21 protein-coding genes are annotated in these 18,548 nt (G+C 41.6%); 15 read left to right on the top strand and 6 right to left on the bottom strand.

Annotated features, from left to right (window positions below):
* Positions 1–33: 33 nt before the first annotated feature.
* The 6 genes from NST59_RS11550 (at position 34) to NST59_RS11525 (ending at position 6,336) form a co-directional block, all read left to right on the top strand.
* Positions 34–534 (top strand): YaiI/YqxD family protein, encoded by a 501-nt coding sequence (locus NST59_RS11550; RefSeq protein ID WP_341040613.1) that lies wholly within the window; start codon positions 34–36, stop codon positions 532–534.
* Positions 535–567: 33 nt separating this feature from the next.
* On the top strand, positions 568–2,397 hold the full coding sequence (dnaG, locus tag NST59_RS11545; protein ID WP_341040612.1) for a DNA primase: 1,830 nt from the start codon (positions 568–570) through the stop codon (positions 2,395–2,397).
* A gap of 205 nt (positions 2,398–2,602) precedes the next feature.
* Positions 2,603–3,724: an RNA polymerase sigma factor RpoD gene (gene rpoD / locus NST59_RS11540; RefSeq protein ID WP_008342392.1), complete on the top strand. Its 1,122-nt coding sequence runs from the start codon at positions 2,603–2,605 to the stop codon at positions 3,722–3,724.
* A gap of 301 nt (positions 3,725–4,025) precedes the next feature.
* Positions 4,026–4,385 (top strand): cytochrome c550, encoded by a 360-nt coding sequence (gene cccA, locus NST59_RS11535; protein ID WP_034280134.1) that lies wholly within the window; start codon positions 4,026–4,028, stop codon positions 4,383–4,385.
* A gap of 120 nt (positions 4,386–4,505) precedes the next feature.
* Positions 4,506–5,222 carry a tRNA (adenine(22)-N(1))-methyltransferase gene (locus tag NST59_RS11530; RefSeq protein ID WP_341040611.1) on the top strand — a complete coding sequence of 239 codons (717 nt, stop codon included), beginning with the start codon at positions 4,506–4,508 and terminating at the stop codon, positions 5,220–5,222.
* Positions 5,215–6,336 carry a Nif3-like dinuclear metal center hexameric protein gene (locus NST59_RS11525; RefSeq protein ID WP_039180024.1) on the top strand — a complete coding sequence of 374 codons (1,122 nt, stop codon included), beginning with the start codon at positions 5,215–5,217 and terminating at the stop codon, positions 6,334–6,336. The genes NST59_RS11530 and NST59_RS11525 overlap by 8 nt, the downstream gene beginning before the upstream one ends.
* A gap of 37 nt (positions 6,337–6,373) precedes the next feature.
* On the opposite strand, the gene NST59_RS11520 is transcribed toward NST59_RS11525, so the two are convergent.
* A complete protein-coding gene (locus NST59_RS11520; RefSeq protein ID WP_024423011.1) occupies positions 6,374–7,318 on the bottom strand; it encodes a 4-hydroxy-3-methylbut-2-enyl diphosphate reductase in 945 nt (314 codons plus the stop codon).
* A 157-nt stretch (positions 7,319–7,475) separates the two neighbouring features.
* Positions 7,476–8,180, bottom strand: coding sequence for a VrrA/YqfQ family protein (vrrA, locus tag NST59_RS11515; protein WP_107163351.1), 705 nt, complete (start codon positions 8,178–8,180; stop codon positions 7,476–7,478).
* Positions 8,181–8,335: 155 nt separating this feature from the next.
* On the opposite strand from vrrA, the gene NST59_RS11510 reads away from it, so the two are divergent.
* The gene (locus tag NST59_RS11510; protein ID WP_024423009.1) at positions 8,336–9,655 is read left to right on the top strand and encodes a DEAD/DEAH box helicase; all 1,320 of its coding nucleotides are present in this window, start codon (positions 8,336–8,338) and stop codon (positions 9,653–9,655) included.
* A 9-nt stretch (positions 9,656–9,664) separates the two neighbouring features.
* Complete coding sequence (locus NST59_RS11505) at positions 9,665–10,558, top strand: deoxyribonuclease IV (protein ID WP_039180018.1); 894 nt, start codon at positions 9,665–9,667, stop codon at positions 10,556–10,558.
* 49 nt (positions 10,559–10,607) lie between these two features.
* Here the strand turns inward: NST59_RS11505 and NST59_RS11500 are convergent, their stop codons facing one another.
* Positions 10,608–10,862 (bottom strand): DUF2624 domain-containing protein, encoded by a 255-nt coding sequence (locus tag NST59_RS11500; RefSeq protein WP_024423008.1) that lies wholly within the window; start codon positions 10,860–10,862, stop codon positions 10,608–10,610.
* 140 nt (positions 10,863–11,002) lie between these two features.
* Here NST59_RS11500 and NST59_RS11495 point away from each other — a divergent pair, with 140 nt between their 5' ends.
* The 5 genes from NST59_RS11495 to NST59_RS11475 all read left to right on the top strand — a co-directional run bounded on the left by NST59_RS11495 (position 11,003) and on the right by NST59_RS11475 (position 15,116).
* Positions 11,003–11,884 (top strand): YitT family protein, encoded by an 882-nt coding sequence (locus NST59_RS11495; protein ID WP_047202313.1) that lies wholly within the window; start codon positions 11,003–11,005, stop codon positions 11,882–11,884.
* Positions 11,885–12,019: 135 nt separating this feature from the next.
* The gene (locus NST59_RS11490) at positions 12,020–12,796 is read left to right on the top strand and encodes a metal ABC transporter ATP-binding protein (protein ID WP_024423006.1); all 777 of its coding nucleotides are present in this window, start codon (positions 12,020–12,022) and stop codon (positions 12,794–12,796) included.
* On the top strand, positions 12,796–13,656 hold the full coding sequence (locus NST59_RS11485) for a metal ABC transporter permease (protein WP_024423005.1): 861 nt from the start codon (positions 12,796–12,798) through the stop codon (positions 13,654–13,656). The genes NST59_RS11490 and NST59_RS11485 overlap by 1 nt, the downstream gene beginning before the upstream one ends.
* Entirely contained in the window at positions 13,634–14,062 is a 429-nt protein-coding gene (locus tag NST59_RS11480; protein ID WP_003217433.1) for a Fur family transcriptional regulator, read from the top strand. The genes NST59_RS11485 and NST59_RS11480 overlap by 23 nt, the downstream gene beginning before the upstream one ends.
* Positions 14,063–14,198: 136 nt before the next feature.
* On the top strand, positions 14,199–15,116 hold the full coding sequence (locus tag NST59_RS11475) for an ROK family protein (protein ID WP_327841522.1): 918 nt from the start codon (positions 14,199–14,201) through the stop codon (positions 15,114–15,116).
* A 19-nt stretch (positions 15,117–15,135) separates the two neighbouring features.
* Here the strand turns inward: NST59_RS11475 and NST59_RS11470 are convergent, their stop codons facing one another.
* On the bottom strand, positions 15,136–15,714 hold the full coding sequence (locus NST59_RS11470; RefSeq protein ID WP_247544517.1) for a 5' nucleotidase, NT5C type: 579 nt from the start codon (positions 15,712–15,714) through the stop codon (positions 15,136–15,138).
* Positions 15,715–15,853: 139 nt separating this feature from the next.
* Here NST59_RS11470 and NST59_RS11465 point away from each other — a divergent pair, with 139 nt between their 5' ends.
* Entirely contained in the window at positions 15,854–16,216 is a 363-nt protein-coding gene (locus NST59_RS11465) for a cell division protein CrgA (RefSeq protein ID WP_144491407.1), read from the top strand.
* A 43-nt stretch (positions 16,217–16,259) separates the two neighbouring features.
* On the opposite strand, the gene ispG is transcribed toward NST59_RS11465, so the two are convergent.
* Both ispG and NST59_RS11455 read right to left on the bottom strand, forming a co-directional pair.
* The gene (gene ispG / locus NST59_RS11460) at positions 16,260–17,375 is read right to left on the bottom strand and encodes a flavodoxin-dependent (E)-4-hydroxy-3-methylbut-2-enyl-diphosphate synthase (RefSeq protein WP_024423001.1); all 1,116 of its coding nucleotides are present in this window, start codon (positions 17,373–17,375) and stop codon (positions 16,260–16,262) included.
* A gap of 105 nt (positions 17,376–17,480) precedes the next feature.
* Positions 17,481–17,783, bottom strand: a complete 303-nt coding sequence (locus tag NST59_RS11455) for a hypothetical protein (RefSeq protein WP_039180007.1) — start codon at positions 17,781–17,783, stop codon at positions 17,481–17,483.
* A gap of 198 nt (positions 17,784–17,981) precedes the next feature.
* On the opposite strand from NST59_RS11455, the gene NST59_RS11450 reads away from it, so the two are divergent.
* On the top strand, positions 17,982–18,527 hold the full coding sequence (locus NST59_RS11450) for a GNAT family N-acetyltransferase (RefSeq protein WP_064497610.1): 546 nt from the start codon (positions 17,982–17,984) through the stop codon (positions 18,525–18,527).
* Positions 18,528–18,548 lie beyond the last annotated feature (21 nt).

Raw genomic sequence — 18,548 nt, 5'->3', positions numbered from 1 at the left:
ATGGTCTTTTTGCTTCTCTAAAGCAGGAATAAGGTGGAGGGATGGAGAATTAGTCACCTGAATGAACGTAAAAAAGAGAGGACGATTTATGTCGATGCAGATGCTTGTCCTGTAAAAGACGAAATCCTTTCTGTCGCATCTCAATTTCAAGTACCAGTGACATTCATTGCTTCATATGAGCATTTTCAAACCAAAAGATCTCCACTTGAAGATTGGCGGTTTGTAGATACACATAAGGAAGCAGCGGACTTAGTCATTGCCAACTCAGCTGCCGCACATGATATTGTCGTCACCCAAGACATTGGTCTTGCCTCCTTACTGCTTCCGAGACAGGTCATTGTTCTGTCTGAAAGAGGACGAATGTACACAAACGAAACAATTGATTTTGATTTGGAACGCAGGCATGTTTCCAGCAAACAGCGAAGAAAAGGTGTATACGGAAAAGGTCCCAAAAAGCTTTTAGAAGAGGATAAGAAGCTATTTATGGCGCAACTACAAAAAATCCTGTCGAATCATGAAGGATTTTTAAATTAAAAGGCGAATAATGTACGACGGAGTGTTATTAGGATGAGCAAACGTATACCAGATGAACTTTTGGAGCAGATCCAAAAAAACGCAGACATTGTCGAAGTGATTGGAGAATACGTACAGCTTAGAAAGCAAGGTCGAAATTACTTCGGTCTTTGTCCATTCCATGGTGAAAATACTCCTTCATTCTCTGTTTCAGCAGATAAGCAAATCTTCCATTGTTTTGGCTGTGGTGCAGGAGGCAATGTGTTTTCGTTCCTCAGACAAATGGAAGGCTACTCATTTATTGAAGCCGTTTCACATGTGGCTGATAAGTACCATATTGATCTGCCTGATCAGGTGGCGAATGCTCAGATGAGTTCCTCTCAGCAGGAGGACACAGCAGATCATAAAATGATTGAGGCCCATGAGCTTCTTAAGAAATTTTACCACCATTTGCTGGTAAATACAAAGGAAGGTCAAAACGCACTCGATTATTTACGGTCCAGAGGCTTTACGGATGAAACAATTGCCAAGTTTGAGATCGGGTATGCTCTTGATTCTTGGGATTTCGTGACCAAGTTTTTAGAAAAACGAGGATTTGATCCTGTGATGATGGAGAAGGCTGGTCTTTTGATTCAACGTGAAAACGGCACAGGCTTTTTTGACCGCTTTAGAGATCGTGTCATGTTTCCCATTCATGATCATCTTGGAACGGTCATCGCTTTTTCCGGAAGATCGCTTGGTGATCAGCAGCCTAAATATATGAATAGTCCTGAAACGCCGCTTTTTCATAAAAGTAAGCTGCTTTATCACTTTCATGACGCACGTATGCATATTCGCAAACGCGAACGGGCAGTTCTTTTTGAAGGATTTGCAGACGTCATCTCAGCTGTTACATCAGGTGTCGGTGAAAGTGTTGCAACAATGGGTACGTCTCTTACAGAAGAGCACGTAAAGCTTCTCAGGCGGAACGTAGAAGAGATCATCCTTTGCTATGACTCTGATACGGCCGGATACGAAGCGACCATGAAAGCATCAGATTTGCTTGGAAAAAGAGGATGTAAAGTTCGCGTTGCCATGATACCAGATGGACTTGATCCAGATGATTACATTCGTAAATATGGCGGCGAGAAATTTAGGAATGACATCATAGATGCAAGTGTGACATTAATGACGTTTAAGATGAATTTTTTCCGAAGAGGAAAAAACTTATCAGACGAAGGAGACCGTCTTACTTATATGAAGCAGGTTCTCCGAGAAATCAGCCGGTTAAACGGCTCTTTGGAGCAAGAGATTTACATGAAACAGCTTGCTGGGGAGTTTTCGATCTCACTTGATTCATTAAAAGAACAACTGGAGCTGTTTGAAAAGCAGCAGCGGCAAGAAACCAAAAGCACGCAGGAAGAAAACGGGCTTGAAAAACGGCGTGCACATCTGTCAACACAAGTAAGAAGAAAGCGTCTGCGGCCGGCATATGAAAATGCAGAGCGAATGCTGCTTGCTCATATGTTAAAAAGCGATGACGTGATCCGCAAAGTACTTGACAGAATCGGGATTGAATTTAATATAGATTCGCACAGGGCGCTGGCAACGTACATTTATGCCTTGTATGAAGAAGGCAAAGAACCAACGCCGCAACATCTGATGAACCGGATAGAAGATGATGTCATGAATCAGCTGTTGACGGATATATTAATGATTCAAGTCGGAGACGAACTAAGTGAAGCTGAATTAAGTGATTATGTAAAAACAGTGTTGAATCATCGGAATTTGTCAATGATAAAGGAAAAAGAACTAGAACGTGCAGAAGCGGAGAGGCAAAAAGATTTCTTCAAAGCGGCAACACTTGGACAAGAAATTATTCAATTAACCCGTTCGCTGAAGTAATACGTCTATTATTAATGACAGGACTTACGGCTGGCAATGAATCCTTTATGGGAGGAGCATAAGACCGCAAGCATCTTGCCTTCATCATTATTTATTTTATTCCTATTTGCTTCGTCTTCTGTTTGACAGAGAGAGAAAAGCAGGGCGGAAGCAAATCGCAAGTTACTTTAGAATTCGTTGCAAGCTTTGGAAGGAGGGATCCATAATGGCTGATAAACAAGCCCACGAAACCGAAACTGAATTAACCTTTGAACAGGTGAGAGATAAGCTCACTGAAACGGGTAAAAAACGGGGCGTTTTAACATACGAAGAAATTGCAGAGCGTATGTCTAGCTTTGAAATTGAATCAGACCAAATGGATGAATACTATGAATACTTAGGCGAACAGGGTGTAGAGCTCATTAGTGAAAACGAAGAGACAGAAGACCCAAATGTTCAGCAGCTGGCTAAAGCGGAAGAAGAATTTGACCTGAATGATTTAAGCGTACCACCAGGTGTCAAAATCAATGACCCTGTTCGTATGTACTTAAAAGAAATCGGACGCGTCAATTTGTTATCTGCTAAAGAAGAAATTACGTACGCTCAAAAGATCGAAGAGGGCGATGAGGAATCAAAAAGAAGATTAGCGGAAGCGAACCTTCGTCTCGTTGTCAGCATTGCGAAACGCTATGTTGGTCGTGGTATGCTGTTCCTTGACTTGATTCAAGAAGGAAACATGGGTCTGATGAAGGCGGTTGAGAAGTTTGATTACCGCAAAGGATATAAATTCTCAACATATGCGACTTGGTGGATTAGACAGGCGATCACACGTGCGATTGCCGATCAGGCGAGAACAATCCGGATCCCGGTTCATATGGTGGAAACCATTAATAAATTGATCCGTGTTCAAAGACAGCTTCTGCAAGACCTAGGCAGAGAACCAACGCCTGAAGAAATTGCTGAAGACATGGATTTAACTCCAGAAAAGGTAAGAGAGATTCTTAAAATTGCGCAAGAGCCTGTATCTTTAGAAACACCTATTGGTGAAGAAGATGACTCACATCTTGGTGATTTTATCGAAGACCAAGAGGCGACATCTCCATCTGACCACGCTGCGTACGAACTCTTAAAAGAGCAGCTTGAAGATGTATTAGACACGCTGACGGACCGTGAAGAAAATGTGCTGAGACTACGTTTCGGACTAGACGACGGAAGAACACGCACGTTAGAAGAGGTTGGTAAGGTGTTCGGCGTAACAAGAGAGCGTATCCGACAAATTGAAGCGAAAGCTCTTCGTAAATTAAGACACCCAAGCAGAAGTAAACGATTAAAAGACTTCTTAGAGTAGAAACCGGACGGATCTTGAAAGAGATCCGTTCTTTCTTATCAAAAATGAAAACGCTTTTTTCAATCTGATTATATTTTACTGAATAACAAATGAATTTGCAACGTTCTTAGAGAAAAGATGTATAAAAAATACATCTAAATGTGCTGAAGGCTTCATTTCTCATCTTGAATCATTTTTGTCTAATCTGTGAACTTGACCAAAGTTTTGTATCATAATTCGTTTACTTTTTGTAAAATTAAAGTAGAATTAGAATTGTTTGCATAGTCTCAAAGGGGTTTTCACAAAGGGGAGGATGAAAGAAATGAAACGGAATCCACTTATACCATTTTTATTGATTGCCATTTTAGGTATTGGACTCACTTTTTTCTTATCAATGAAGGGGCTGAAAGATGAAGAAAAAATTGCCTCAGGGGGCAAGGAGCAAAAGCAAGAAGAGACAGCAAATGCGACGCCGGAAGAATTGTATAAACAGAACTGTCTAAGCTGTCACGGGGAAAACTATGAAGGCGGCGCAGGTCCTGCTTTAAAAGGTGTTGGAGACAAGCTTGAAGTAGCTGACATCAAGAAGAAAATTCAAGAAGGCGGCAACGGGATGCCAGGCGGGCTGATTCCGAATGAAAAGCTCGATGAAATGGCGGAATGGGTATCTAAAATTAAATAACCGTACACAAAAAGCTCTTTTTCAAAAGAAGAGCTTTTTTCATTTGAAAACGACTTTTAAAAAGTCCATAATTTATATAAGATAGACAAGTATGAACATTAAAGAAAAGTAGTGATACGTATGAATGAAATGAATTTATCGAAACGATTAAAAAAAGTCGCAGACTTTTTACCAGATGAGGCCGTCTTCGCTGATATCGGCTCAGACCATGCCTATTTGCCATGCTATGCGATCCTGCATCAAAAAGCAGTGAAAGCCATTGCTGGTGAGATTACCGATGGACCGCTCCAATCGGCGCAGCAGCAAGTACATAGACTTGAATTAGATGAACAAATATCGGTCAGAAAAGGAAATGGCCTTGAAGTCATTGAAAAAGGCGAAGTGAATGCAGTGACGATTGCAGGTATGGGCGGGGCACTCATCGCAAGCATTCTAAATGATGGAAGGCATAAGCTCGCAGGCCATGAGCGGCTCATTCTTCAGCCGAATATCCATGCCCACCATATTCGTTTATGGCTTTATCAAGAGGGGTATGAATTGATGGATGAAGTCATTTTAGAAGAGGACGGCAAAATATACGAAATCATCATCGCAGAAAAAGGCGATAAAGATAAAGCTTATGAAGGAATGTCACTTGAAGCAGGCATGCTGATTGGTCCGTTTCTTGCGAAAGAGCAAAATGACGTCTTCCAGCGCAAGTGGATGCAAGAGCTTCAGCATATGGAGAAGATAGAAAGTCAAATTCAGCAGGCAGCACGGACAGAAGAAAACAAAGAGCGCCTTGAAGAGCTGAATGTGAAAATAAAGATGCTAAAGGAGGTCTTGACTGTTGGCTAAAACAGTAAACGGGCATGAAATCATCCAATTGTTTGAACAATTTTCACCAAAGGCATATGCCATGGAAGGTGATAAAATTGGTCTCCAGATTGGAACATTGAATAAAAAAGTAAGTAATGTGATGATCACCCTAGATGTATTAGAGAATGTTGTAGATGAGGCGATCGAGCGAAAAGTGGATCTCATTATTGCGCACCATCCGCCGATTTTTCGTCCATTAAAACATGTAGCGACAGATCAGCCAGCTGGACGGATCATTGAAAAATGCATCAAACATGATATTGCGGTATATGTTGCACATACGAATTTAGACGTAGCTGATGGCGGAGTCAATGACCTGCTTGCTGAGGCTCTAGAGCTTGAAGAAACAAGTGTGTTAGTGCCGACATACGAGGATCCAATCAAACAGCTTGCTTTGTATGTCCCTGAAGAGTTTGAAGAGGCCATCAGGACAGCTTTAGGAAATGCGGGCGCAGGTCATATCGGCAACTACAGCCACTGTGCGTTTTCAAATGAAGGGACAGGAAGCTTTCTGCCATCAGAAGAAGCTAAGCCGTTTATTGGGGAGTCGGGTCAATTAGAATTTGTGAAAGAAGTGCGGATTGAAACCATTTTCCCAGCAAGCATAGAAAAACAAGTGATTCGCGACATGATCAAAGCACATCCTTACGAAGAAGTCGCCTATAGTGTACACACGACAGATCTTCCTCCTATTCAAAAAGGCCTTGGCCGTATTGGAGAGCTAAATGAGCCTATGACACTTAGAGATTTCACACAATTTGTGAAAACGAAGCTAGATGTGAATGGTGCTCGTTTTGTAGGAGATCAAGACGCTGTAGTGAAAAAAGTGGCGGTGCTTGGCGGAGACGGAAATAAATACATCCATCAAGCGAAAAGAATGGGTGCAGATGTGTATGTGACAGGAGACCTTTATTTCCATGTTGCGCATGATGCCATGATGCTTGGGCTGAACGTAGTGGACCCAGGGCATTATGCTGAAAAGATTATGAAAGAGGGCGTAAAGGCGAAGCTTCAATCGCTATGTGCAGATAAAAAATATGACGTGCAGCTCTTTGTTTCTGAATCAAACACAAACCCATTTCAATTTATGTAAACAAAAAACGTCAGAGCGGATATGCTCTGACGTTTTCTTATTTCTTTGTTTTGACGCGAGGTAAAATTTTAGAAAGAGGAACGGTCCGTTCAATCTTCCAAGTCGTTTCATCATCCGGTTCATAGTTTTCTAAGAAACGAATGACTTCCTTTGTAATAGGTGTTGGTGTTGAAGCACCAGCAGTAACAGCAACGGTTTTGACGCCCTGCAGCCACTCCAGCTTGAGTTCACTTAAGTCGCCAATACGGTAAGCCTGCGTTCCGGCTATCTCCATTGACACTTGTGCGAGACGGTTGGAGTTATTACTTTTTGGATCGCCGACAACAATGGTTAAATCGGCTTGACCAGCTTGCTGCGAGACAGCTTCTTGACGCACCTGTGTCGCAAGGCAAATTTCTTGATGATACTCGACGTGAGGGTATTTCTCTTTAATCAGCTCCATCAGATCGTGGACATCCCATTGAGACATCGTCGTTTGGTTCGTGATGAGCAGTTTTTCTGATGTTAGATCGAGCGCCTCAATATCGGCTTCTGTTTCGACAAGATGTACCTTGTCAGGGGCTACTCCGACAGCTCCTTCTGGCTCAGGATGCCCTTTTTTTCCAATATAAATAATGTCATAGCCATCGGCTGTTTTCTCTGAAATGAGTTCGTGGGTTTTCGTGACATCAGGACAGGTCGCATCAATGGCGACAAGGCCTTTTTCTTCTGCGATTTGACGAACCTCAGGAGAAACGCCGTGAGCCGTGAAAATGACTGTTCCGCTTTCCACCTGCTTTAAAATGTCTAAGCGGTTTGGTCCGTCCAGTGTGTAGATTCCATCTTCCTCGAAGGCATCAGTGACATGTTTGTTGTGCACAATCATACCTAATATATAAATGGGGCGTGGCAAGTTCTTATCAAGTGCGGCATTTTTAGCAATGACCATTGCATCCACAACGCCATAGCAATAGCCACGCGGCGATATTTTAATTACATTCATTTATTCGTCCTCCTGTAGGGAAGTGCTGCTAGAGAAGAACAATATAAAAAGCCGTAAAAAACGGCTTTTTATCATTCTCTTGCTTTCATTATAGCCAAAGTAAGCGTATATATCAAAGATTGTTATACGCAGTGAACACTTCGCCGTTAAAAGATCACTAAACATATAGTTTTGGAACAGAGCTGCCAGATCTTTTTTTCGGTTTTGCTTCAGGAGCAGGTGATGTGTGTGGTGCTGCTTTTTTGACAAGGATGTTTTCGGGTTCAACATTTTCTTCTATTTCATCAGTTTGTGCTTCTTCCTCGGGCACTTCTGTTTCCGCGCTGGTCTCCGTTGATTCTGCATCATCATCATTTGCATTTGCTTCATCATCGTCCGCACTGCCAAGCTGGCTGTACAGTTTAATCATTGCAGGTAAGTTTCTCACTAAAGGACCGTATTGCTGAATCATTGGCGTAAATTGCTGCGCCATCCCGAGCACTTTTTGAACATTTCCTAACATGCTTGAGAGAGTCGCAGGATTAGTGAAGCTCTGGATTCCTTGTAATCCCGCACCACCTCCAGAGACTCCAGCTCCTCCTGCACCAGGAAGAAATTTAGAGAGCATGCCTTTAATTCCTGCTCCGCCGCCTAGTGCACGGCTCTCACCTCCTGGAATTCCGCCCATCCCGGGTAAACCGCCTCCCTGTACAGACGGGGAGCGAGGCATCATTTGCTGAAATGGATTGCCTTGCCCTTGAAAAGGCTGTTGGATAGGAGGCTGCTGCCCTCTTTGAAACATTCGGGGCTGTCCGCCATTTCCAAGGTGCCGGCGTGAGGGGCGGCGCGGCTGAAAATCGCCCATAGGCCTTTGCCCTAACATACTTGTACCTCCCTTACTGCATTCTCTTTCTCTTCATAGGTTATGCAAGGAAGCATCAATTGGTTTCCTGTAGGAAAAGCGGACATGGTTTTTTTACTGAAAATCAGCTATAATGAGGAGATGAGCAAAAAGGCATTGCCTTAAGGAGTGAAAACATGAAAGAAACAAAATTTACGACATATGAATTAAAGCCTTTTATTATAGATGCTATTCATGAACTAGGCTTTTATGAGCCGACTGATATTCAAAAAAGAATCATCCCTGCTGTTTTAAAAGGAGAAAGCGTGATTGGCCAGTCACAAACAGGAACAGGAAAAACTCATGCGTACTTACTGCCGCTGATTCATTCAATTGATCCAAGCAAAGAGCAGGTACAAGTCGTGATTACTGCACCTACAAGAGAATTAGCCAATCAAATTTTCAAAGAAGCTCAAACGATTTTAAAGAATGCTTCTCCAGAAGAAGAGATCAAAGCAAAGCTTTACATTGGCGGAACGGACAAGCAGAAATCAATTCAAAAGCTAAAAAACCAGCCGCATTTGGTTGTCGGCACACCTGGACGTATTGCTGATCTCATTCATGAGCAGGCGCTGAATGTTTACAAAGCGACCTCTCTTGTCATTGATGAAGCGGATTTAATGCTGGATATGGGATTTTTAGAAGATGTGGACCGTATTGGTGCACAAATGCCAGAACAGTTGCAAATGCTTGTGTTCTCTGCAACCATCCCAGAAAAACTAAAGCCTTTCCTGAAAAAATATATGGACAATCCAAAGTATGCGCATGTTGAACCAAGACGGATTACAGCAGAAAACATTCAGCATATTTTAGTTCCATCTAAACAGCGTGATAAATTAAAATTGCTCCATGAAATGGTGACGAATGTACAGCCATATTTAGGGATTATTTTTGCGAATACAAAAACAACTGTTGACGAAATCGCATCGTTCCTACAAGAAAAAGGAATGAAAATCGGTGTGCTTCATGGCGGTTTAACGCCGCGCGAACGTAAAAAAGTCATGAAACAAATTGAAGATTTGGAGTTCACTTATATTGTGGCATCTGATCTTGCAGCTCGCGGAATTGACATTAAAGGCGTCAGCCACGTGATTAACTATGAGCTACCATCTGATCTTGATTTTTATGTGCACCGCGTTGGAAGAACAGCTCGTGCTGGTTCATCTGGAATTGCCATGACCATTTATGAGCTGGCTGATGAGGATGCACTCATTCAAATTGAGAAAATGGGCGTTGTGTTTGAAAACAAAACCATTGTTCATGGCGAATGGCGAGATGCAGATGACCGTCTGAAGCGTCAAAGACGTAAAAAAGCACCAAATGAAATTGAAGAAAAAGCAAAACGTCTTGTGAGAAAACCGAAAGCCGTCAAACCTGGATATAAAAAGAAAATGACACGTGAGATGGATAAAATCAAAAGACAGGAACGTAGAAAGTCAAAGCGTAATGGAAAGTAGGGGGAAACATTGTTAAAGATTGGTTCACATGTATCCATGAGCGGAAAACATATGCTTCTTGCAGCGAGTGAAGAAGCTGCCTCTTATGGTTCGAATACGTTTATGATTTATACAGGTGCACCGCAAAATACGCGCCGCAAAAAAATCGAAGACCTCAATATTGAAGCTGGACAAGCGCATATGAAAGAGCACGGCATGACAGATATCGTCGTCCATGCTCCGTATATTATCAATATTGGAAACACAGTGAATCCCGCGACATTTGAGCTTGGCGTAGATTTCCTGCGCTCTGAGATCGAGCGTACGGAAGCGCTAGGTGCAAGGCAAATTGTTCTTCACCCAGGTGCGCATGTTGGAGCAGGGGCAGAAGCAGGGATTCAAAAAATCATTGAAGGCTTAAACGAAGTCATTGTGAAAGGTCAAGAGGTTCAAATTGCACTTGAAACAATGGCAGGAAAAGGATCAGAGTGCGGAAGAAGCTTTGAAGAGCTTGCCCAAATTATCGACGGCGTGACACATAACGAAGCTCTTTCTGTCTGCTTTGATACGTGTCACACGCACGATGCTGGTTACCCGATTGTGAGTGACTTTGATGGTGTATTAGAAGAATTTGACCGAATCGTCGGTATTGACCGAATCAAAGTTCTTCATATTAATGACAGTAAAAACGTACAAGGCGCAAGAAAAGACCGACATGAAAATATCGGTTTTGGTGAAATTGGTTTCGATGCACTGAACTATATTGTGCATCATCCGCAGCTTCAAGATGTGCCAAAAATTCTAGAAACGCCTTATGTAGGTGAAGATAAAAAGAACAAAAAACCACCTTACAAATTCGAAATTGCGATGCTGAAAGAAAAGCAATTTGATGAAGGCTTACTAGACAAAATTACAGGTCAATAAAAAAGGATATAAACATGTTGAGGTGCCGCTAAATGCGGCCCTTTTTTGCTTAACTTGTAAACTGGTTAAACAAATCATTCACAGTCTGTGCTGTCTGTTTAGAAGTAATCGCTTCCACTTGCTTAAGAAGCCGGTTACGCTCTGAATCATTAAAAATATTGATATTTTTCCCGTTCATGAGTTTGGCAACCTCAGCTGCTTGATGTGACGTTAAACTGACGCCATACTGTTTCGCATACCTTAACAGATCATTTGCTGTGATCTGATTGAGCCGCTGCAGGACAATTTTTTGGATTAAAATCAATTCCATTCCTCCCCTCTGTAACAATGTATGGGCGAAAACGGAAAATGTGCAAAAAATTTTATTTTATTCTGTGAAATGATAAAATAGTAAAGTGAATAAAATGTTCATTGAAAATTTAACATGTGTAGAAGGGAGAACGTATGGCAAATAGTAAACAGCATAGAAAGGAATCAGTGCCTCATTTTATTTTGAGAATTTTTCTGATTCTAGTAGGGGCTGCATGTGCAGCAGTAAGCATTGAATTATTTTTAGTGCCAAACAATATTATTGATGGGGGCATCATCGGCATTTCGCTTATTTTGGATTATCTCTTTACAGATAACCCGTTTATAAATTTTGCGACGATTGTTGTCATTTTAAATATTCCATTTATGATATCAGGATACAAGCATATTGGGAAAACCTTTCTGGTTTCCACTGTGATTGGGATTGTCAGCTTAGCCGTGATCGAATCTTCACTTCATCATGTGGAGGCATTTACAACACAGCCGATCTTAGCCACTGTATTTGGCGGGCTATTACTTGGATTTGGTGTTGGACTTGTCATCCGTAATGGAGGCTCAATGGATGGAACAGAGATTTTAGGAATTCTTTTGACGAAAAAAATCCCTTTCTCCGTCGGTGAGTTTGTTATGATCGTCAATGTGTTCATTTTTATTTGGGCGGGCTTTGTTTTCGGACCAGAGCAGGCTATGTATTCTGTCATGACATATTATTTGGCAATGAAAACAATTGATGCTGTCATTCAAGGGCTTGATGAAACAAAAGCTGTCATTATCGTATCAGATTATTATGATGAAATTTCAGATGCGATTCTGCATCGACTCGGCAGGGGAACGACAAAGCTGAGAGGAAAAGGCGGCTATACAGATGAAGAAAAAGATGTCATCTACGCCGTTGTCACAAGGCTTGAAATTACAAAGCTGAAATCCATCGTATTTGAAATTGATGACCAAGCATTTATCACGATTATGGATACGCATGAAACAAAAGGCGGTAAGTTCAAAACAGCCATTCATTAGCTTTTATTTTACTTTTTTATCTTTCTTTTATATAATGAAATGTATGTATGGACAGAGAAAATGGCAAAAGCCATTTTCTTTTTGTTGTATAAATCGTAATCATTCTTTTTATATTGATTAAAGGTGGAAAGATTCATGGCAAAGCCAATCATTGAAATGAAGGACATTTCGTACTCATATGGACAGCGAAATGTCATTGATCACATTCATTTAACAGTAGAGGAAGGAAACTTTCTAGCACTTGTTGGACCGAATGGTTCTGGTAAAACAACCTTATTAAAATGCCTGCTTGGGCTCATTAAACCGCAGCAAGGGGAATTAAAGCTATTTGGCACGCCTGTTTCAAAATTTAGAGACTGGGATCAAATTGGATTTGTTTCTCAAAAGGCGAATAGCTTCAATACGGGTTTCCCTGCTTCTGTATATGAGGTCGTCGCAAGCGGATTGACCGCGAAAATTGGTTTGTTTAAACGAATGAGCAAGCAGGATAAATGGCAAGTGGAAGATGCCATTCGCTCAGTTGGTATACAAGATTTAAAGCATCAAAACATCGGGGAGCTATCTGGCGGTCAGCAGCAGCGCGCATTTATTGCCCGTGCGCTTGTCAGTCAGCCAAAGCTGCTCATTTTGGATGAGCCCACAGTTGGGGTAGACCAGCGGACAGTAGAAGGCTTTTATCAGCTGCTCGAAACATTGAACAAAGAAAAAGGAATGTCTTTAATTCTCGTCACACACGACGTTGGCACCGTTTCCGATAAAGTCACCCATGTGGCTTGTTTAAATCAGACACTGCATTTCCACGGGGATGCAGAAGCGTTTGATTCAATGGATGATCAGGCGCTATCCCAATTTTACGGGCATGACATTCAAGTGATTCATCACGACCATCACCATCATGGGGGACATGAATAATGCTATTTCCATTTTTTCATTATGAATTTTTACAAAATGCGTTTATTGCAGGGTTACTGATTGGTTTTATTGCGCCCTTACTTGGTGTATTTATTGTCGTCAGAAGGCTCTCGCTTATTGCAGATGCCCTCAGCCACGTATCACTTGCCGGTATTGCCGCAAGTCTATTTCTTGATAAAAAGTTTGGCCTTTTGACAGGGGTAAGCCCGCTGTACTTAGGGATGGCTTTTTCTGTTGCTGGTTCATTATTTATTGAACGCCTGCGCTCCGTGTATAAACATTATCAGGAACTTGCCATTCCCATTATTTTATCAGGGGGAATTGGGATCTCCGTCATCTTCATTTCACTAGCGAATGGCTTTAATACAGATTTGTTTAGTTATTTATTCGGAAGTGTCAGTGCGGTGTCAAGACTCGATCTTTGGATCATTGTAGGGATCTCACTCGTTGTTGTGTTAGTTGTTGTGCTTTTATATAAAGAATTATTTTTGCTTTCTTTTGATGAAGAGCATGCAAAGGCTTCTGGTATTTCAGCAAAATGGATTCATTTTATTTTTATCTTAGTCGTTGCACTTGTCATTGCGGCATCGATGCGTATCGTTGGTACCCTGCTTGTGTCGGCGCTCATGACGCTTCCTGTTGCGGCAAGTATCCGCATTGCCAAAGGATTTAAACAGGCGATTTTCCTTTCGATCTTGTTTGGTGAATTGTCGGTATTAGCCGGATTGATTTTAAGCTATTATCTTGATTTAGCGCCAGGCGGAACCATTGTGATGCTGTCTATTTTGATTTTAATCGGGTGTATTAGTATTGGGAAATTCAGAAGGGGGAATCAACATGAACGTACAAGAAGCGCTTGATTTATTAAAGGAAAAAGGCTACAAATATACAAGCAAACGTGAAGATATGCTTCAATTGTTTTCTGATTCTGATAAATACTTGACCGCTAAAAATGTGCTGACGGCACTAAGTGAAGATTACCCGGGTCTTAGCTTTGATACAATTTATCGAAACTTGTCACTATATGAAGACCTTGGAATATTAGAAACAACGGAATTGTCAGGGGAGAAACTATTCCGTTTCAAATGTTCATTTTCCCATCATCACCATCACTTTATTTGTCTTACATGTGGGAAAACAAAAGAAATCGATGCCTGTCCTATGGACAAGCTTGACGCCGATTTAGAGGATTATCATATTAGCGGACATAAATTTGAAATATACGGAACGTGTCCTTCCTGCGAACCGAAGGAAGTTCACTCGTAAAAAAGCCAGCCATGGAGCTGGCTTTTTTGTTTTGTCTTTTGAAAACGTTTTACAAAGGGTGGCTGTTTCATTAAAATGAGATCAAGGTAATACAACGTGCAATTTGAGTCTTTTGGAGTAAAGGGAGGGGTCAAAAGTGGCATATTACGTCGTGTTTGATGTAGGCGGGACGAGAACGAAACATGGATTAATGGATCAGGATGGAAAGCTAATCACTAGCGGTGACTATCAGACGAACTGCCGGCAGCTTGAACCGTTTTTAGAAGCGATGGCGGATGTGGTCAGGGAATATCAAAGGATGCAGGTTGTCAGGGGTATCGCCATCAGTCTTCCGGGCTTTGTGGACAGTGAATCAGGTTATACAGAATTTGCAGGCGCCATCATCGCCTTAAATGGTCAAAATGTAAAAACACTTTTAGAAGAGAAAACATCTCTTCGTGTAGAAGTGGAAAATGATGCGAACTGTGCAGCTCTCGCAGAAAAATATAGCGGCCATGCGAAAGAGTGTGACAGCTTTATTTGTATGACGCTTGGCACAGGTGTTGGCGGTGGTATTTTCGCTGGTGGTCAGCTTGTGCGCGGGGCTTCCTTTCGCGGCGGTGAATTTGGCATGATGCTGACAGAAACAGACAATGGACAATTTACAACACTCAACAGCAGCGCTTCAACGGCTGGACTCATTCGCAGCTATAAAGAAAAGCAAGGAATTCCGCAAAGTACACAAATAGACGGACAAGACATTTTTGAAAAGGCGAAGCACGATCCGTCCATTGAAAAACTGGTGGATCAGTGGTACAAGCGAATCGCCATTGGCATTTACAATGTCGCAACCGTCCTCAATCCAGAAAAAATTCTCATTGGCGGCGGCGTGAGCGCAAGACCAGATTTACTATCAAGTATTGAGAAACACCTACATACACTGCCTGCGTGGAAGAACATTCAGGTGAAGCTGGAAACGTGTTATTACTTGAATCAGGCAGGCATGAAGGGAGCGCTGTACCATTTCCTCATGAAAGAAGGTCAGCTTGCTCCATCGAAAAAGCCGATACATTAAATGTATCGGCTTTTCTACCTTAATAAGCAGCTTGCAGACGCTGTTCATATTGTTTGATCCATTGAGACGCTTCCTGCCAGTTGTTTACGCGAATAATTCTGTCGTCAATTGGCATCTGGTTATAAGGAGAGTTAAAAAGTATAACCGGGATGTCTGCCTCTTTTGCAATCATTGTGGCATTGCCGTGATGGTCTTCAAAAAATACATCAATCTTGTGCTTTTGAACGGCTTCCAGCTTATGATGACCGCCAACCAGCTCAATGTCATCATAATGCACGTCATGTTCTTGAAACCACTTGTAGGTGATATCTGAATGCTGCTGCCTTCTTGCTGTAATATAAATCAATTTGTGCTGCTGCTTCATTTGGTCGAGGATTTCTTTAGCACCCTCAGCAGGCTTTGCCTGTTTATAAATAAGAGGCTCATGCTCATTCATCCAGCCCCAAAACTCTTCTTGAGAAATCTTTAAAAGCTTCGTCAAATCATATTCTGTCATATCATCTAGTGTCATGGCACATTGGAACGACTCGTTTAAATAGGGAACAAAGGTGTCCTGTGCCGTCACTGTACCATCAATATCAATTCCTAAACGTAACATGCCCACACTCCTCATTTTTATACTCTTAAAGTGTAACATAATCATTTCACAATTCCAGCAAGTTTTAGCAAACATGAAACAGACATTTTTGCTCATACTAAAAAAGCTCCTTTCTATTAACCAAAAGGGGGAATTGATCATGGGAAGAGACGAGGATTTCAGAAGAAATGATCGTGAAATCGACACACACTTTAGTAATGATGATGGCTATTTAGAGGAAACAGCTGCTGAAATTGCAGAGCCATATCAAGCTTCAAGAGATCGAGAAGATAGACGAGGACGTGACCAAGCAGGTGACGATTCAGGCAGTAAAGGGATAGGCTATACAGCACTCGCGATTGCGATTATCTCATTATTTGTCTTGCCGGTGCTATTAGGGGTAGCGGCCATCGTCGTTGGTTATATTGCACGAAGAAAAGGAGCACATGCGCTTGGCGCGTGGTCAATTGGGATCGGAATTGTTTCCGTCATCCTAGGCATATTTATCACCCCGTTCTTTTAACAAGAACAGAAAAACGCCTGACAATGACGTCAGGCGTTTTTTGTTATGCATTCGCTTGTTTTTCTTTTTCAGCTTCCATTTTCGCATAATGTTCTTCAGCGATTTTATCGATTTCTTTTTTCAGTTCTTCGACCATTGTTTCTTCCGGTACTTTACGAACAATTTCACCTTTACGGAACAATAATCCTTCGCCTCTAGCGCCTGCGATGCCGATATCTGCTTCACGCGCTTCACCTGGACCATTTACAGCACAGCCGAGGACTGCTACTTTAATCGGAGCTTTGATTTTAGAAATATATTCTTCGACTTCATTTGCAATGCTGATAAGGTCAATTTCAATTCGTCCACAAGTTGGGCAGGAGATTAGTGTTGCTGCATTTGATGCAAGACCAAATGATTTCAACAATTCACGTGCTACTTTTACTTCTTCAACTGGGTCAGCACTTAATGAGATACGGAGTGTATTCCCAATCCCCATATTCAAAATAGCGCCAAGTCCAGCTGCACTTTTGACTGTACCTGCAAATAACGTACCTGATTCTGTAATCCCAAGATGAAGAGGATAATCAAAGGCTTTAGCCGCTTTTTCGTATGCCTCAATTGCAAGGTTTACATCAGATGCTTTCATACTGACGATGATGTCATGAAAGTCTAGGTCTTCTAGAATTTTAATGTGATGCAGTGCACTTTCGACCATACCATCTGCAGTTGGGTAGCCGTATTTATCAAGAATCTTTTTCTCTAATGAACCAGCGTTTACCCCAATACGAATTGGAATGCCTTTTTCTTTTGCTGCTTTGACAACAGCTTCAACTTTTTCTCTTCTTCCAATGTTTCCTGGATTGATTCGGATTTTGTCTGCGCCTGCTTCAATCGCTTTCAGTGCAAGCTTGTAGTCAAAATGAATATCCACAACAAGCGGGATGTTAATTTGTTTTTTAATGTCCGCAATTGCATTTGCTGCACGCTCATCTGGACATGCGACACGCACGATTTGACAGCCTGCCTCTTCTAAACGTTTAATTTCAGCGACTGTCGCTTCGACATCATGTGTTTTGGTTGTTGCCATACTTTGAATGACAACCTCATTATTTCCACCTATAGTTAAAGGTCCCACTTTGACGGGACGCGTTTTAGTACGATGTGTGACTTCACTCACTTGTCAATCGCTCCTTAGTGTACAAGCAATTCTTTGCCGTGTACGTCGTGTTTTACAGTTCATATTGTAACAGTCTCTTCGTATGAATGACAAGGAATTAACGTTTTATCTCTTATAGACAGGAAACTTATATGTACTGCCTGCTCTGATTTCGTTCGCTTTCACACCTTGATTCAGCTCCTCGAAATCTTTAATGACATCATCAAGTGGCTTGCTTGTATGTACGATGGAGAGGACCGTTTCACCTTGTTTTACCGTAACGTTCTTATATGTCTTTTTCTCAGCTGTTTGAAGGGCACTTGCTGGAACGGCTGGGTTTTCCTCAACAGGAATGGTTCCATTTTTTAAATCAAAAAAGATAATAAAGAGGACAAATAAACTGATTAGTAAAAAAAGAATTCGCCGCATTTTACTCACCGCTTTTAAGAGTTTACTTCAGTCTATGCATGTCCTGAAATGATAGAACCAAAAAAGAGGAGAAAAGCTGGAAAGGATGGTTCTAGTTAGTTCTAGTATGTCTTGTAATAAAACTGCTTGGGTCGTTGGTGTAAATAGGAGAGCAATCTCATATGGCGATTATGATAAAATAAGAAAGGGGGAGATTTTATGAAGAAAGTTAGTCAGCATATATATGTGAGAACACTAACAGAAAATGATGCAGAATCACTGTTAACATTAGAACTTGAGAATCGCTCATATTTTCAGGAATTTACACCTTTGATCAAAGATGATTTCTTCACGTTACCTCGTCAAATTGAACGAATTCAGCGGAGTAGGCAAAGAAGAGAACAAGATGAATCATACATGCATGGTATCTTCTTAAATGAAACAGGTGACTTAATTGGGACGATCTCTTTAAGTTCTGTCGTAAGAGGTCCGATAGAAGGAGCTTGGCTCGGGTATGTACTCGATCAAAGGCAGGGCGGAAAAGGATATATGACAGAAGCCATTCGTTTAATCATTGACTATGCCTTTTTTGAGTTGAATCTCCACCGGATTGAGGCTGGAGTAAAGCCGAGTAACAGGGGTTCCATTCGTGTGCTTGAAAAGACAGGTTTTGAAAATGAGGGACTAAATCGTAAAAAAGTAAAGATTAACGGAGTGTGGGAGGATCATTATTTATTTGCGATCATCCATCCAGATGAGTCCTAGCGTATGAACATACATAAAAAG

This window comes from Bacillus sp. FSL R5-0439 (genome assembly GCF_038008805.1).
In the GTDB taxonomy this organism is placed as follows: Bacteria; Bacillota; Bacilli; order Bacillales; family Bacillaceae; genus Bacillus; species Bacillus safensis.
This window is presented reverse-complemented; position numbering and strand designations above follow the sequence as displayed.

Excerpts from the sequence above, each read along its gene's own strand:
- dnaG (WP_341040612.1), top strand. The coding sequence starts at position 568 with ATGAGCAAACGTATACCAGATGAACTTTTGGAGCAGATCCAAAAAAAC.
- rpoD (WP_008342392.1), top strand. The coding sequence starts at position 2,603 with ATGGCTGATAAACAAGCCCACGAAACCGAAACTGAATTAACCTTTGAA.
- cccA (WP_034280134.1), top strand. The coding sequence starts at position 4,026 with ATGAAACGGAATCCACTTATACCATTTTTATTGATTGCCATTTTAGGT.
- NST59_RS11530 (WP_341040611.1), top strand. The coding sequence starts at position 4,506 with ATGAATGAAATGAATTTATCGAAACGATTAAAAAAAGTCGCAGACTTT.
- NST59_RS11520 (WP_024423011.1), bottom strand. The coding sequence starts at position 7,318 with ATGAATGTAATTAAAATATCGCCGCGTGGCTATTGCTATGGCGTTGTG.
- vrrA (WP_107163351.1), bottom strand. The coding sequence starts at position 8,180 with ATGTTAGGGCAAAGGCCTATGGGCGATTTTCAGCCGCGCCGCCCCTCA.
- NST59_RS11510 (WP_024423009.1), top strand. The coding sequence starts at position 8,336 with ATGAAAGAAACAAAATTTACGACATATGAATTAAAGCCTTTTATTATA.
- NST59_RS11495 (WP_047202313.1), top strand. The coding sequence starts at position 11,003 with ATGGCAAATAGTAAACAGCATAGAAAGGAATCAGTGCCTCATTTTATT.
- NST59_RS11490 (WP_024423006.1), top strand. The coding sequence starts at position 12,020 with ATGGCAAAGCCAATCATTGAAATGAAGGACATTTCGTACTCATATGGA.
- NST59_RS11485 (WP_024423005.1), top strand. The coding sequence starts at position 12,796 with ATGCTATTTCCATTTTTTCATTATGAATTTTTACAAAATGCGTTTATT.
- NST59_RS11480 (WP_003217433.1), top strand. The coding sequence starts at position 13,634 with ATGAACGTACAAGAAGCGCTTGATTTATTAAAGGAAAAAGGCTACAAA.
- NST59_RS11470 (WP_247544517.1), bottom strand. The coding sequence starts at position 15,714 with ATGTTACGTTTAGGAATTGATATTGATGGTACAGTGACGGCACAGGAC.
- NST59_RS11465 (WP_144491407.1), top strand. The coding sequence starts at position 15,854 with ATGGGAAGAGACGAGGATTTCAGAAGAAATGATCGTGAAATCGACACA.
- NST59_RS11455 (WP_039180007.1), bottom strand. The coding sequence starts at position 17,783 with ATGCGGCGAATTCTTTTTTTACTAATCAGTTTATTTGTCCTCTTTATT.
- NST59_RS11450 (WP_064497610.1), top strand. The coding sequence starts at position 17,982 with ATGAAGAAAGTTAGTCAGCATATATATGTGAGAACACTAACAGAAAAT.